This window comes from Pseudomonas sp. SDO524_S393 (assembly GCF_054071875.1).
Genome location: NZ_JBSVVZ010000106.1, coordinates 1 through 13,681, shown reverse-complemented (window position 1 = coordinate 13,681; position 13,681 = coordinate 1). Strand labels below are relative to the sequence as shown.

The following is a 13,681-nucleotide window of genomic DNA, read 5'->3' as shown; positions in this document are numbered from 1 at the left end:
AGTCTGCTCATCAGTAACTGACCCACCGCATTCGCGAGCAAGCCCGCTCCCACATTTTGATCTGCGTTGTCACTGGCTGATCGACCTTTCATTGAGCTGAGTCAAAGGATCGCGCGGAACGATCTTTACCATGGGACGTACACCTTTTAAACGTCCTTTTGGAGCTCCCATGAACAAGTCTCTGCTCGGCGCGTCCCTCGTCGCGCTGGCCCTCGCCGCCCCTGTCGCCCATGCTCACGAAGCGGGCGACATTCTGATTCGCGCCGGCGCGATCACCGTGAACCCGAAGGCCGACAGCAGCAGCGTCAAGGTCGATCAGGGCCCGTTGGCCGGTGCCAACCTGGGCGGCAAGGCGACCATGAGCAGCGACACCCAACTGGGCCTGAACTTCGCCTACATGCTCACCAACCACGTCGGTATCGAGCTGCTGGCGGCAACGCCGTTCGAGCATGACGTGAAGATCAAGGACACCGCTCTGGGCGCTGCCAACGGCAAGCTCGGCACCCTGAAACACCTGCCGCCGACCCTGAGCGTCGTCTACTACCCGCTGGACAACAAGTCGGCCTTCCAGCCTTACGTGGGTGCCGGTATCAACTACACCTGGATCTACGACGAGCATGTCGGCAGCCGTGCGCAAAGCGCCGGCTTCAGCAACTTCAAGGCCGAGAACTCGTGGGGTTGGTCCGCGCAGATCGGCGCCGACTATATGATCAACGACAAGTGGATGATCAACGCCCAGGCGCGCTATATCGACATCAGCACCAAGGCCACCGTGGACAACAACGCGCTGGGCCAGGGCACCCGTGCCAAGGTCAACGTGGATGTGGACCCGATGGTGTACATGGTCGGTATCGGCTACAAGTTCTAAACATCCCTGCATAACCACTGTGGGAGCGGATAAACCCGCTCCCACAGTGCTGCTTAAACAGCCTCTTCAAGCACCCGGGTTTCCTGGGTGAGGTTCGTTACCCGCGAAAAGGTCTTGAGGATCGTCGTCGCATGGTGCTGCAACGAAGCTTCCGACAAGCCGTTGGACGCCAGCGCAGCAGTGGCATCTTCCAGCAGTGCAAAACGGTAGCCCCGGTGGTAACCCTCGATGATGGTCGACAGGCAGCACATGGTGGTGCCGTAGCCGATCACCAGAAACTCGTGGTCTGCGTGCTGCTGGACAAAATCGACAAAGGCCGGCGATGAGAACGCCGAATAGTTGCCCTTGGTCGCATGGGCTTCGGCGGCCTCGGGGGCGAAGCCGTCGATGAAGTCCGACGTGTCCGAGTCGCGGTTGAACAGATCACCGTCTTGCAAGTGCTGCACATGGATGATCGGCCAGCCCTCTTCACGCGCGTGCTGCAGCATCACATAGGCATTCTGCAGGGATGGGCCGATGGACTCGATATGAAACTTGCGGCCTGCGGCGATGTACTCACGCTGAATATCAATCACGACCAGTGCTTTCATGGGGTGCTCCTAACGGTTGGGTCAAGTTTTCTTATAAGTGCTGCTGCAAAGGCAAGCCGCTGGCCGTAGGACGAAACCAACATGAACTCCTTTTCCGAGTGCATGCCGCCGCCATAGGGCCCCAGGCCCACCAGAATCTGGATGGTCGGGTTCGCAATGTTGTTGCCGTCGCTGCCATAGCCGACGGGGCGGGCCTTGAACGGCTGCCCCAGGGCCTCGGCGACCGCTTCGGCCTGGGTGACCACCGCCTGGGTATTGGTGGCCGCCAGCAAAGGCATCTCGGCCAGTTTGGTCAGCTCGGTGCGGGTACCCTGCTGCAGTTTTTCGTTGTAGACGTCACTGTGATGGCTGATCTGCTCCAGCGCCGTGAAGGTCCGCTCCCAATCCGCCAGCTTCTGGAAACGCACGTCGATCGTCACGCTGGCGTGGTCGCAGACCACGTTGGGTTTGGTGCCACCTTCGATGACGCCTGGGTTGATCAGCAGCCCCTCTTCGGGCCGGGCGAGCTCGGCGAGTTTTTTGACTTTGATGGCCAGGTCAAGGCAGGCATCGATGCCGTTTTCAGGTTCGAGCCCGGCATGGGAAGCCTTGCCCGACGTGGTCAGCTTCATCCAGCGAATGCCCGATTGGCTGCTCACGTAGGCGCCGTCCTCAAGGCCCGGTTCGAACACCAGGCCGTACGCCAGCCCTTGGGACAGTTGTTGCAGCACCGGCCTGGAAACGCTTGAGCCGATTTCCTCGTCGTCGTTGAGTGCCACGCGTACGTTGTCCAGGTGCCCGGTTTGCTTGAGTTGCGCCAGCACGTCGAGCATCAGCACCACACCGCCTTTCATGTCGATCACACCGGGGCCGATCAGGCGCCCTTCCTCTTGGGACAGACTCTGAAACGGGCTCGCAGGTGGAAACACCGTGTCCAGGTGGCCGATCAGCAACACGCTCGGCTTGGCATGGGCAGTCTCGAAACTCAGCACGTCGCGACCGTCAGCCAACGGATGATGCGTGACGACCATGCCCAGGGCTTCGAAATACGGAATCAGGATTTTGCGGACCTGGCTCAGGCCCTGTGGGTTCCTGGAGTCCGTGTTGATGTTCACCACTTCCTGCAACAGTTGCAGAGACCTCGCCGGAATCGGTTCTGCGGCGTACCCCTGGGACATCCCCAACACAAGCGAACACAAAACTGCGCATACCCCGTGTTTCATGCGACGGCTCCCGTGCGAATCAACTGCGGTAGAACATTGCCGGGACGTTGCTCCAGCGGGCCGGCGGAATAAACGTTGTTCTCCGGGCGGTTGAGCAGCATGGGATGCACGCCGATGTGCGCCGAGGGTTGTGCCAGCGGGCTGTCTTCCTCCAGCAGCATTTCGGTGTAGCCGTGATCGGAAAAGGCGAACGCCGTGCCGGCCTTGCTGAACCCGTAGCCGGCATAAAACGACTCGAGCTGGACCTGGGCATGCAGGTAGAAACGCGAGAAGCCTTTCTGCCGACCGATGCTCAGCAAGAACTTCAACAACTGGTGGGCATAGCCACGACCCCGGTATTCGCTGCGGATGGCCAGGCGCTCCAGCTTGGCGAAGCCGTTGAAGTAGCGGATCCTGGCGGTCAGCACCGGCTCGTCGGCGATCAACCCCACCACCTGGGTGGCGGCGTGGTCATTGAGGTCGAATTCCTCGCTGAACGGGCACTGCTGCTCGTGCATGTACACAATGGCGCGTACCAGCATGGCCTTGATGCGCTCGTCTTCGCTTTCGACGATCTTGATGGTCAGCGGCGAGCGTGCGATGGCTTTGGAGTCGCTCTGTGAGCTGTGAATGGAAACGGACACGGCGAATTCCTCAGTGGCTCTTCAGGGAAGTGATATCGCGAAGCGACTCGATCATGTGCTGCACGGTCTGGGTGGTCTGGCCCTTGGCACCATTGCGGATGGCCGTCGCAGAGACCTTGTCCCGCCGCACCACCGGATAGGGATAGAGCCAACCCGACTCGTCGTAGATGCCGCGCACCCACATGCCCCCCAGGTCACTGCCATGGATGCCGTGGATCGGCTTGCCCTGGGCGAGCCCCTTGATGTGCTTGAGGACCGCGTAGAAACCGCCCTCGGCATAGGCGTTGGGCAACGACAGCACCTCGACCTTGCCCTGCAGGCCAGCCTCTTCGACCGCCACCCGCATCATGGCTTCACGGGTTTCGTACTCGTAGAAGCGCGAGCCGGTGGGGAAGTAGTTGAGGTGCACGTCGGCGCGTCGGGTTTTTTCATACACGCGCATGCCGTGTTCGTAGTGACCGATCTGGATTTCACCGCGCTCCAGGGCCTGGGCATGCAACTTGGGAATGATGGTGCTGTGCAGGTAGACCTTTTCCAGGCCCCGAGACTCGATGGCGTCACGGATCAGCGCCAGGTGAGTGCGATGAATCGGGTTGAAGGTGCCGAAGAACACCCCGACTCCGCCACGCTTGGGCAACCTGCCACGCAGGTCCGACAGCAGGCCGACGGTAAACAATGCAATACCGAACGCCATGCCGAAGACCGTGAAGGCCACTTTGAGCCACGGCAACCCCAAGGTCGCGAGCGACGTCACCACAATGTTGGTGGAAAGCGCGATCAGCACGTTGCGGTTCCTGTCGCCCAGTTCGCGGTTGGCCAGGGCCAGCGCCACGTATTGCATGCCTTGTGAGGCGCAGGTGGTCAACAGGGCAATGCCGAGCACGCCGCCCAGGTCAGACAGGTTGCCAGGCGGAAACACCCCGCCCTCGACCAGGGCGATGAACACTCCCACGTTAAACACCAGTTGGGGGATGAAGCGTCCGAGGCGCCCCAGGCTGACCAGCGCGGTGCGCAGGTTGATGACCTCTTCGAGCTTGTTGCTCAACTTCGAGTAATACGGAATGAACAACCCGACAAAGGTACACAGCGCAATCAGCACGCCATTGGCAAAAGCATCATGGGCCAGGCCGTAACTGCCATACATCAGGATGCCGATACTGATGCCCAGTTGTACCGAGGGGCTCGTCAAGTGGCTGGGTATTTTCATGCCTTGCACTCCTGCATCTGCCGCGAATAGGTTGACTCCGTCACCGACACAAAGGCATGGCTCATGGCCTTGATGGTCAACGCGCAGGGAATGCCCACGCTAGACACTTCTCCGGCGCTCAATACCAAGTTGCCCAATTGATCTTCGCGGGTGATTTGAAGTTGCCCAATGATGGTTTTAAGGGTGTAACCCGCAGGACAATTCAGACTTATAACTTCGCCCTGGCTCATCAAAAATCTGGAACTGCATTGAAAGTTCACATCGTCACTCCTGTGCGTAAACACGACGGGGAAACAATAGTGAGCGGCGAGCGCAGGCGGCTCAAACAATCTTTCGGCAGGTGTTGCATGCAGCCACGGAATACGTAGATAACCGACAGGAGGCTCAGAGTTCACAGCAATTCACATTACTTTTCACACTGGAAGTTTTAGAGTAACGCGGTGAAAACTTTAGCTCCCGCGCCCTCTTGCTTTCTATGAAGTGAAACTTTCCAAGCCTATGATTTGTGGTAAAACGGCCGGCGTTGTCGCGACCGTAAAACGACTTAAAACACTATTATTGGATCCACTTTAGTTGCACTTCTGACCAGGCACGGTCTGTCGGCGGCACTTGCGCGCCGGCAGAAAACGCTATTGGACTCAACAACCAACTTGAGCTGTGAAGGGATGACGTCAGATGTCTAGACCGCTACCACCGTTGGACTTGTTGATTGGATTCGAGGCTGCCGCACGGCAACTGAGTTTTTCCAAGGCTGGCAATGAGGTTTTCGTGACTCAGTCGGCCATCAGCCGACAGGTCAAGAAACTCGAAGAGTTTGTCGGCAGCGCGCTGTTCGAGCGCAGGCACCGTTCGCTGGAACTGACGGACACGGGCCGTGAGCTGTTCGAGGTGGTCAGTGACACCCTTGCGCGCCTGTCCAAGACCGTGGACAACCTGCGCCGGGAACCCGCTCACCTGAGCCTCAAGATCTCCACCACCACCTCGTTCGCCTCCTTGTGGCTGGTGCCGCGCCTGGCACGCTTTCGGGACCTGCACCCGGAAATCGCCATTCACCTGGAGGCCGATAACCGGGTGGTGGACCTCAAGCAAGGCCTCGTCGACCTCGCCATTCGTTATTGCAGCCCCGATCAGGTCAACCCGCAAACCGATGTCTGCCTGTCGAGCGAAGAGATATTTCCGGTGTGCAGCCCCCAGTTGCTGCGTCGCAGCGGTCGGGCGATCCGTTGCATCGAAGACTTGCAGCATCACACCCTGCTGCACTTGAGCGACCCGCAGAACGCCTGGCCCTGGTTGCAGTGGCCCCACTGGCTGGCGGCCTCCAAACCCGCCGTGCCGGTGGGCGACGTCGGGCTGCGCTTCAGCCACTTCGACCAGATGATTCACGCCGCCAGCATGGGACACGGCGTGGCGTTGGGCAGCTCGCCTCTGGTCAATCATTTGCTGGACGAAGGCTCGCTGGTCGCCCCGCTGGGAACACGCCTGAAAAGCCCGCGCGCGTTCTATATCTGCCAGGCCTCGCGCGACAACGAAGCCGTGGACTTGCTGGTGCAGTGGATGCTCAGCTCGGTTGCCGAGCGCCCAACGCGGCCGAGCGCCCTACCCTGTCAACTGGTGACGAATCTGCACACTTTTGCACCCGCGGTGTAAGGCTAGGCCACCGCGAACCGATACCCCTCTTTCGCCAGGCGCGCGCTCAGGCGCTCGCCGACCTGGGCGATGGAGGTCATGCGCGACGGGTTCATGTGGGCGCGCAGGTCGGTCTCCAGGTGAACCCAGCCATCGGCGGTGTGCCGGGCACAGGTTTCGAAGGCTTCGGCCAAGGCTTGCTCGTCGCCGATGCCCTTGAATACCCACTCCGGCATGACCACGCTCTCACCCGGATCGTTGGGCACCACCAGCACCTTGGTCTGCGGCCAGCCGATCAATGACAACAGGCGGCGGACCTCAGGCGCTGCAATGTCTGGCGGCACGCGGCCCTTGTCAAAACGGGTGGGTGTATCGGTCACGTATTCCACGCATTCAAAGCCGCTTTCACGGTCGACAAAGGCCAGCAGCTCCGCATTCCGGGCACCCGGGAACAAGGTTTGCGAAGGCCGGTAGGTGCCTTCACTGGAGACTGCCCGAGCGACACCGGTGGCGTCGCAGGCACGACGGGCTTTTTCAAGGGCGGCATCAAAGGCAGTACCGGGCCGGCGAATATCACCGGAAAAAGTACCGAGGGCATCGGTGTCATAACCGATGGGCAGCAATACTTGAAAACCCAGGGCGGCTAATACCGGACCCAACACCACTTCTTTACCGTGCATAGTGGCAATTAAAATCTCGGGGCCCGTTTCACCGCCGGCAACTCGCTGAGTCAATACAGCAGGTGAGGGTGTTGTGCGTACAGCAGTCGATGATGACAGATGAGTATTTGTAAGTGCCATTGCAGTGTCCGCCAATAAACAGGTTTATGTAGGCCGAAAATCTATTGAGCGCAGACGTTAAGTGCAAATGACATTTAAGAGGCGTTGGCATGTCGTGGTGGAATACCAGCGAAGTACTTGTCGGTAAAAGGACCGTTAGTGGCTCATGGCAGGAATAGGCAAGTACTCGATATTAATTAAAATGTTGTGCCAGGCATAAAAAAGGCGCCTGTTGCAGGCGCCCTGTTTATTCAACCGTGTCGATAGAACCGGTCGAGCAACGCCGGCAAACCGGCCCGCCAGGCCCGCGGCTTGATGCCGAAGGTATGCAGGATTTTCTTGCAGGCGAGCACCGCATGCTGCGGCTCGTCACTGGCATCCGGGCGGGCCGCATGGGCCTGGGCGGTAGGCGACTCGATGGCGAGCGGGTGGTAACTGCGGGCTTCGCTGAGGATCGCCTGGCCCAGCGCCAGCGGCGTGGTCGCTTCATGGCCGGCGTAGTGATAGGTGCCCCACAACGGCGCGGCGCAGTCGAGTTGCTTGAGCACCGAAATGATCACCCGCGCGGCGTCGTCCACCGGCGTCGGATTGCCGCGTCGATCATCGGCCATCAGCAATTCGTCGGGACGTTCGGCCCGGGCCAGGAAACGCCCGAGGGTGCCGTCGACGCTGTCATCCAGCAACCAGCCAAACCGCAGCAGCACGTGTTGCGGGCACGTGGCACGTACGCTCTGTTCGATGCGCCACAACGCCTGGCCACGCAGGCCCAGGGGCACGGGCTCGTCCTTTTCGCTGTAGGCGGTGGCGCGGGCGCCATCGAACACACGGTAGCTGGACGGTTGCAGCAGGATGATGTTGTGGTGCTGGCACAGTTCGGCCAGACGCTCGATGGCGAACTCTTGCCCGGCCAAGCGGGTTTCATTGACCGCCTCTGCCTGGAACCAGTCGAAATAGTAGGCGAGGTTGATCAACGCATCGGGACGGGTGTCGTCGAGCAATTGGGTGAGGCTTGCGGCATCCCAGCCGTCTTGGGGCGGTTTGGGGGCGAGGAAACCGATGTCTTCCTCTGCACCGAGGCGAATCAGCGCCTGCCCGAGGGCATTCCCGCCGCCCAGTAACATAAGGCGCATTCGCATAGATTGAGCAGGCCCGGTCTGTTTGGAACGATGGCTATTGTCGGCAGGCGTAGGTGCACTGCCGTGGTATTTGCCAGAATCGTTGCATTTTGCGGGTTTGTCGCGCAACCGTCACGGAGAAAGTGTGTGGTTGCAACTTGTTGTAGCCGGCGCAATGACAGAGGTAATAGTGAAGGCCTCTTCGCGAGCAAGCCCGCTCCCACAGTTGGTCTGAGTACATCCTTGGAACACGCTCCAAATGTGGGAGCGGGCTTGCTCGCGAAGGCGTCGGCCTGTTCACCCAGGCGTCATTGAGTACGCGGCTGCTCGGTCAGCACCACCGGCGCCGGCACCTCTTCATCCGGCTCATCCACGTGCTGCGCACGCTTTGGCAGCAAAACCTGCTGTGGATAAGTTTGCGCGAAGTGCACCTCGGCACAGTTATCCACAAGCTTTTTCAGGCGCTGGTTGAACGCCCGGCTCACCGCGTATTGCCCGCCCGACACCGTGCGGAACTGCGCCGTCAGCACTACGCCGTTGAGGTCCATCTTATCGACGCCAAACACTTCCAGCGGGCCTTGCAGGTTGTACTTGAGAAACACGTCGTCGCGGATCGACTGGCCAGCCTCACGAATCAGCTCCACCGCCTTGTCCACGTCGGTGTCGTAGGTGAACTGCACCGAAAAGAATGCGTAGGCGAATTGACGTGACTGGTTGGTGACGGCCTTGATCTGGCCGAACGGCACCGAATGCACGAACCCTTTGCCATCGCGCAGGCGCAGAGTACGAATGGTCAGGCCTTCGACGGTACCCGCATGACCGGAATCAAGCACCACCCAGTCGCCGATGGACAGGGTGTCTTCGATGATGATGAACAGGCCCGTGATCACATCCTGCACCAACTGCTGCGAGCCGAAACCGATGGCCAGGCCCACCACCCCGGCGCCTGCCAGCAGCGGCGCGACGTTGATGCCCAGGTTGGCCATGGTGGTGATCGCGCAGATCACCACCAGGATGATTTTCACCGCGTTGCGCAGCAGCGGCAGGATGGTTTTCACCCGCGTGCTGGGCTGGCGGCTGGAGCGTTTGTTCACCGGCGGCTTGAGCGCTTCCTGGATCGCGGTATCGAGCACCACCCAGAACAGCCAGGTCATCAGCAGGATCAGGCCGATGCTGCTGAGAGAGTCGCTGATCGCCCGACCGACCGAATTGCGCTGGGCAAACTCGAACAGGGAAACACCCCAGATGCGCCCGAGGATTTCGATGAACGCGATGGCCATGGCAATGCGCAGGATCGCGTGCAACAAACTGAGAAAACGTTCCTTGTAAGCGCTGCTGCGCTGGATCGCCACCTGGCTGCGGGACTTGAACAGGTGTTGCAGCACGGTACTGAGGAACACCGTGCCGATCAGCAGGATGGTGGTGAACAGCGCACAACGCAGCGCCTTCTGGTTATCGTCGCCGGCGCCGATCAGGTTGATCGCCGAGACCAGCACCATCAACAGAATCGGCCAGTACCAGAGCCCGGAAAACACCCGCAAAGATTGCTGCAACGCCGGGTGCTTGAGGCGCTGGGTCAGTGGCCGGTTGCGAATCAGATGGGCGACAGGCCGACGCAGGCGCACCACCAGCACGCCAAAGATCACCGCCGCAAACAGGCCGGTGAACACTGCGATGCTGCTGGTGATATTGCCGCCCAACTGGCGGGCGATCTGCGGACTGGTCAAGGCGTCGCTGAGGGCCGCAAGAAAGCCGATGAGGAACAGCGGTTTGGGGCAGTAACCGCGAATAATCTGTACGGCGGGACGCTTGTGTCCGACGTTGAACATCACGATCACGCACAGCAGCATCGAGGTGGAGAAGATGCCGCTGCTGGTGGCATAGGCAAAACACAGCGCCAGCGCCCGCCCTACCGATGTCTGGAGAAAGTGGCTGACATACAGGGTCAAGGGCAGGCAGATCAGCGCAGGAATCGTATAGGGGACTACGTACCCAAGCACCGCTTGCAGACGTTCGCGCTGCCCGACAAACGCGCGCCGGCTCAAGCGCTGCACGATAAAGCGTGCGAACAGCGTCAGTGCGCTGAACGCGCCGATCCACACCCCGGACAGCAACAGGAAATCCCCGGCCACGCTCCAGGGCGAACGCTCGGCGGTCTGGTCGACCAGGCGCCCCACTTCATCGGCGGCGCGGTCGGCACGCAGGCGCCAGGCATCCACGAGGTTCTGGTTGAGGTCGAGCTTGTCCTGCACATCATCGATGCTGGAACTGATGGCCCCGAGCAGTCCGCCCTCCACCAGCAATTCCGGCTTGGCCGGCGCCTCGGAGGGTGGCGCTACGGCCGACGCGTGAAGGGCGCCGCTGCCGCAGAACAACAGCACACCGAGCAGTAATGCAGCCTTTGAATTCAGCAAAACACGGGCTCCTGACAGAAAGGTCTGTAAGGAACTGACGGGCTTTCACTCCGATCGTTCCCACGCTCTGCGTGGGAATGCCGCTCTGGACGCTCCGCGTCCGCCGTTGGTGGGTGAGTGGCAGTGTGCCGCCTGTAGGCCCGTAGAAACTTTCAACCAAAAATTGCAGTCAGCCATAAACGCGGGCCAATCCGCCGATCTTTCCAGGAGCAACCATGGCTGCAATTCCCGACTGGGTACCGATCCCCCCCAGCGCCGCCATCACGCGCTTCACGGTGCTGACGGTCAATATCCACAAGGGCTTCACCGCCCTGAATCGACGCTTCATCCTGCCCGAGCTACGCGAAGCGGTGCGCAGTGTGGGCGCGGACATGGTGTTCCTGCAGGAAATCCACGGTACCCACGAGCGCCACCCCCAGCGCTACAGCGATTGGCCGAACATGCCGCAGTACGAGTTCCTTGCCGACAGCATCTGGCCGCAGTTCGCCTACGGGCGCAACGCGGTCTACCCCCATGGCGATCACGGCAATGCGCTGCTGTCGAAATTCCAGATCGTGCGTTACGACAACCTCGATATTTCCCAGAGCGGCCATGAAAGCCGCGGGCTGCTGCACTGCGTGTTGCGCCTGCCCGGCAGCGGGCAAGAGGTGCATGCGATCTGCATCCACCTTGGCCTGCGCGAGGTGCATCGCCAGCAGCAATTGCGCCTGCTGGAGCGGCGAATTGGCGAGATTCCGGCGGACGCCCCCCTAGTGGTCGCCGGCGATTTCAACGACTGGCGCCAGCGTGCCGACCTGACCCGGAGCGGCCTCGAGGAAGTGTTCATCCAGACCCAGGGCAAACCGGCGCGCACCTTTCCCGCGCGCTTGCCACTGCTGGCGCTGGACCGCATTTATGTGCGCAACCTTAAAGTGCACAACCCTCGGGTGCTGACCACGCGGCCCTGGTCCCACTTGTCCGATCATGTGCCGCTGTCGGTGGAGGTGGAGCTATGAACGTCGCGGTCGAACATATTTCCACCGATCAGCCGCCGGACGCCGCCAAGGCCCGCGACCTCGATTATGGTTGGCAGAGCGGCAACCAGATCGAGCTGCTGGAAAACGGCGAAGCTTACTTTCCCAGGGTGTTCGATGCCCTGCGTGCGGCGCAACGGGAGATTCTGCTGGAGACCTTTATCCTCTTCGAAGACAAGGTCGGGCATGAACTGCAAGGCATTCTGATCGAAGCGGCGCAGCGCGGTGTGAAGGTGCTGCTCAATCTGGATGGTTTCGGGTGCGGCGAACTGAGCCCGACGTTTCTGGGGGAACTGGTGGAGGCCGGCGTGACGGTGCAGATGTTCGACCCCGCCGCCAAGACCCTGGGCTTTCGCACCAACTGGTTTCGCCGCCTGCACCGCAAGATCGTGGTAGTGGACGCCAGCGTGGGGTTTATCGGCGGGATCAACTTTTCGGCTGACCATCTGGGGGATTTCGGCCCCGAAGCCAAACAGGATTACGCCGTCCAGGTGACAGGCCCGGCGGTGGCCGACCTGCATCATTTCACCCTCGCCCAGAGTGGCCGCCAGGTGCGCACGCGACGCGGTTGGCGGCGGCGCGAGCAACGCCCGGCGCCGTGGCCCGGCGAACGGGGCGACGGTCTGGTGCGGCTGATTTACCGCGACAACGTCCAGCACCGTGACGACATCGAAGAGGCGTATATCCAGGCTTTGAGCAAGGCCCGCACACGGGTGGTGATCGCCAACGCCTACTTCTTCCCGGGCTACCGTCTGCTGCGGGAAATCCGCAACGCCGCGCGCCGTGGCGTGCACGTGCAGTTGATCATGCAAGGCCAGCCCGATGTGCTTATGGCCAAGTTGGCCGCACGCATGCTCTATGACTACCTGCTCAAGGATGGCGTGGTGATTCATGAGTATTGCCAGCGCCCGCTGCACGGCAAGGTTGCGCTGGTGGATGACGACTGGAGCACCGTGGGCTCGAGCAACCTGGACCCTCTGAGCCTGTCGTTGAACCTGGAAGCCAACGTGCTGGTGCGCGACCGCGCGTTCAACCAACAGCTCTACGAACGCCTGGAAACCCTCGCCCATCAGCACTGCCAGACGATGCCGGAGAACCGCAAGCCGCGCCTGTGGTTGTGGCGATTGACCGTGGGTTTCCTGGTGTTTCATGTGATGCGCCATTTCCCGGCGTTGACGGGTTGGCTGCCAGCACACAAGCCCCGTTTGAAACCTGTTGAGAGTCCGGCCAATGACCTCTGAATCCAGGTTCAAGCGCTGGAAGAAACCGCTGACCATCGCCTTCTTCCTGCTGCTGATCGTACTGTTCACCCTGCTCGCCCGCCGTATCGATTGGAGCGAAGTGGTGCAGACCCTCGGCGACTTCAAGGTGCGCACGCTGGTGATCGCGGGCGCACTGACGCTGTGCAGTTTTCTGGTGTACGCCAGCTTCGACTTGATCGGCCGCACCTATATCCGCCAGAACCTGATCTGGAAGCAGATTTTGCCGGTGGGCATCATCAGCTATGCCTTCAACCTCAACCTGAGCGCCTGGGTCGGCGGCATCGCCATGCGTTACCGGCTGTACTCGCGGCTCGGGGTGAGCACCAGCAATATCGCCAAGATCCTCGGTTTGAGCCTGGCCACCAACTGGTTTGGCTACATGGCCATCGCCGGGGTGGTGTTCAGCAGTGGGCTGGTCAGCATGCCGCCGGGGTGGAAAGTCAGCAGCACGGCGTTGCAAGGTATCGGCGTGGTGTTGGTACTGGTCAGCCTGGGTTATCTGGTGGCCTGCCAGTTCTCGAAGAAGCGCGCGTGGACGATTCGCGGCATGGAAATCAACCTGCCATCACCGCGCATGGCCTGCGTGCAGCTGATGCTCGGCGCGCTGAACTGGTCGCTGATGGCGGCGGTGATCTTTACCCTGCTGCCGGCCAAGCTGGATTATCCGCTGGTGCTGGGGGTGTTGCTGATCAGCGCGATTGCCGGCGTGCTCACCCATATTCCGGCGGGGCTGGGTGTGCTGGAAGCCGTGTTCATTGCCCTGTTGCAGCATGAAGCGTCGAGGGGCAGTTTGCTGGCCGGGTTGATCGCGTACCGGGCGATCTACTTTATTCTGCCCCTGCTGATCGCGCTGGCGATGTACCTCGGCGTAGAGGCCAAGGCGAAGGCGTTGCGCGTGAAAAAGTCGCCGGCCTGAACCGATATCGCGGTGTAGAACCGGACACATCGTTTACATCTGAAACCGGAGACATCGTTTACACAT

Annotated in this window: 13 protein-coding genes; 5 read left to right on the top strand and 8 right to left on the bottom strand. The window is 60.8% G+C overall.

Translation table 11 applies throughout. The features are described 5' to 3' along the window. The first annotated feature begins 169 nt into the window (after positions 1–169). Positions 170–868 (top strand): OmpW/AlkL family protein, encoded by a 699-nt coding sequence (locus tag ACW9IB_RS28095; protein WP_457416535.1) that lies wholly within the window; start codon positions 170–172, stop codon positions 866–868. A 53-nt stretch (positions 869–921) separates the two neighbouring features. Here the strand turns inward: ACW9IB_RS28095 and ACW9IB_RS28090 are convergent, their stop codons facing one another. From ACW9IB_RS28090 to ACW9IB_RS28070, 5 genes are read right to left on the bottom strand one after another with little or no spacing between them, the layout of a single operon-like run. Then, positions 922–1,458, bottom strand: a complete 537-nt coding sequence (locus ACW9IB_RS28090) for a cysteine hydrolase family protein (RefSeq protein ID WP_457416533.1) — start codon at positions 1,456–1,458, stop codon at positions 922–924. Continuing rightward, a complete protein-coding gene (locus tag ACW9IB_RS28085; RefSeq protein ID WP_457416531.1) occupies positions 1,455–2,615 on the bottom strand; it encodes a M20/M25/M40 family metallo-hydrolase in 1,161 nt (386 codons plus the stop codon). Before ACW9IB_RS28085 ends, ACW9IB_RS28090 begins: the two co-directional genes overlap by 4 nt. A 41-nt stretch (positions 2,616–2,656) precedes the next feature. Further along, on the bottom strand, positions 2,657–3,283 hold the full coding sequence (locus tag ACW9IB_RS28080; RefSeq protein ID WP_457367446.1) for a GNAT family N-acetyltransferase: 627 nt from the start codon (positions 3,281–3,283) through the stop codon (positions 2,657–2,659). Between the two features lie 10 nt (positions 3,284–3,293). Further along, a complete protein-coding gene (locus ACW9IB_RS28075) occupies positions 3,294–4,490 on the bottom strand; it encodes a hypothetical protein (protein WP_457416530.1) in 1,197 nt (398 codons plus the stop codon). After that, positions 4,487–4,750, bottom strand: a complete 264-nt coding sequence (locus tag ACW9IB_RS28070; RefSeq protein ID WP_457416528.1) for a hypothetical protein — start codon at positions 4,748–4,750, stop codon at positions 4,487–4,489. The genes ACW9IB_RS28075 and ACW9IB_RS28070 overlap by 4 nt, the downstream gene beginning before the upstream one ends. Positions 4,751–5,165: 415 nt before the next feature. Between ACW9IB_RS28070 and ACW9IB_RS28065 the strand changes: the two genes are divergently transcribed. After that, positions 5,166–6,137, top strand: coding sequence for a LysR substrate-binding domain-containing protein (locus tag ACW9IB_RS28065; RefSeq protein WP_457416526.1), 972 nt, complete (start codon positions 5,166–5,168; stop codon positions 6,135–6,137). A gap of 2 nt (positions 6,138–6,139) precedes the next feature. Here ACW9IB_RS28065 and ACW9IB_RS28060 read toward each other — a convergent pair whose 3' ends face one another. From ACW9IB_RS28060 to ACW9IB_RS28050, 3 genes are all read right to left on the bottom strand, one after another. Continuing rightward, positions 6,140–6,796 carry a DUF6671 family protein gene (locus ACW9IB_RS28060; protein ID WP_457416524.1) on the bottom strand — a complete coding sequence of 219 codons (657 nt, stop codon included), beginning with the start codon at positions 6,794–6,796 and terminating at the stop codon, positions 6,140–6,142. Positions 6,797–7,146: 350 nt separating this feature from the next. Continuing rightward, complete coding sequence (locus ACW9IB_RS28055; RefSeq protein ID WP_457367441.1) at positions 7,147–8,031, bottom strand: sugar nucleotide-binding protein; 885 nt, start codon at positions 8,029–8,031, stop codon at positions 7,147–7,149. Positions 8,032–8,318: 287 nt separating this feature from the next. Continuing rightward, complete coding sequence (locus ACW9IB_RS28050; RefSeq protein WP_457416522.1) at positions 8,319–10,424, bottom strand: mechanosensitive ion channel family protein; 2,106 nt, start codon at positions 10,422–10,424, stop codon at positions 8,319–8,321. 215 nt (positions 10,425–10,639) lie between these two features. On the opposite strand from ACW9IB_RS28050, the gene ACW9IB_RS28045 reads away from it, so the two are divergent. The 3 genes from ACW9IB_RS28045 to ACW9IB_RS28035 are packed head-to-tail and all read left to right on the top strand — an operon-like array spanning position 10,640 to position 13,615. Then, complete coding sequence (locus ACW9IB_RS28045; RefSeq protein WP_457416520.1) at positions 10,640–11,419, top strand: endonuclease/exonuclease/phosphatase family protein; 780 nt, start codon at positions 10,640–10,642, stop codon at positions 11,417–11,419. Next, a complete protein-coding gene (clsB, locus tag ACW9IB_RS28040; RefSeq protein WP_457416518.1) occupies positions 11,416–12,678 on the top strand; it encodes a cardiolipin synthase ClsB in 1,263 nt (420 codons plus the stop codon). The genes ACW9IB_RS28045 and clsB overlap by 4 nt, the downstream gene beginning before the upstream one ends. Then, positions 12,668–13,615: a lysylphosphatidylglycerol synthase domain-containing protein gene (locus ACW9IB_RS28035; protein ID WP_457416516.1), complete on the top strand. Its 948-nt coding sequence runs from the start codon at positions 12,668–12,670 to the stop codon at positions 13,613–13,615. The genes clsB and ACW9IB_RS28035 overlap by 11 nt, the downstream gene beginning before the upstream one ends. The last annotated feature ends 66 nt before the right edge of the window (positions 13,616–13,681 follow it).

What these genes read in the sequence shown, in the direction of transcription:
- ACW9IB_RS28065 (WP_457416526.1), top strand. Translation starts at nt 5,166, where the DNA reads ATGTCTAGACCGCTACCACCGTTGGACTTGTTGATTGGATTCGAGGCT.
- ACW9IB_RS28085 (WP_457416531.1), bottom strand. Translation starts at nt 2,615, where the DNA reads ATGTCCCAGGGGTACGCCGCAGAACCGATTCCGGCGAGGTCTCTGCAA.
- ACW9IB_RS28045 (WP_457416520.1), top strand. Translation starts at nt 10,640, where the DNA reads ATGGCTGCAATTCCCGACTGGGTACCGATCCCCCCCAGCGCCGCCATC.
- ACW9IB_RS28095 (WP_457416535.1), top strand. Translation starts at nt 170, where the DNA reads ATGAACAAGTCTCTGCTCGGCGCGTCCCTCGTCGCGCTGGCCCTCGCC.
- clsB (WP_457416518.1), top strand. Translation starts at nt 11,416, where the DNA reads ATGAACGTCGCGGTCGAACATATTTCCACCGATCAGCCGCCGGACGCC.
- ACW9IB_RS28055 (WP_457367441.1), bottom strand. Translation starts at nt 8,031, where the DNA reads ATGCGAATGCGCCTTATGTTACTGGGCGGCGGGAATGCCCTCGGGCAG.
- ACW9IB_RS28035 (WP_457416516.1), top strand. Translation starts at nt 12,668, where the DNA reads ATGACCTCTGAATCCAGGTTCAAGCGCTGGAAGAAACCGCTGACCATC.
- ACW9IB_RS28060 (WP_457416524.1), bottom strand. Translation starts at nt 6,796, where the DNA reads ATGCACGGTAAAGAAGTGGTGTTGGGTCCGGTATTAGCCGCCCTGGGT.
- ACW9IB_RS28090 (WP_457416533.1), bottom strand. Translation starts at nt 1,458, where the DNA reads ATGAAAGCACTGGTCGTGATTGATATTCAGCGTGAGTACATCGCCGCA.
- ACW9IB_RS28075 (WP_457416530.1), bottom strand. Translation starts at nt 4,490, where the DNA reads ATGAAAATACCCAGCCACTTGACGAGCCCCTCGGTACAACTGGGCATC.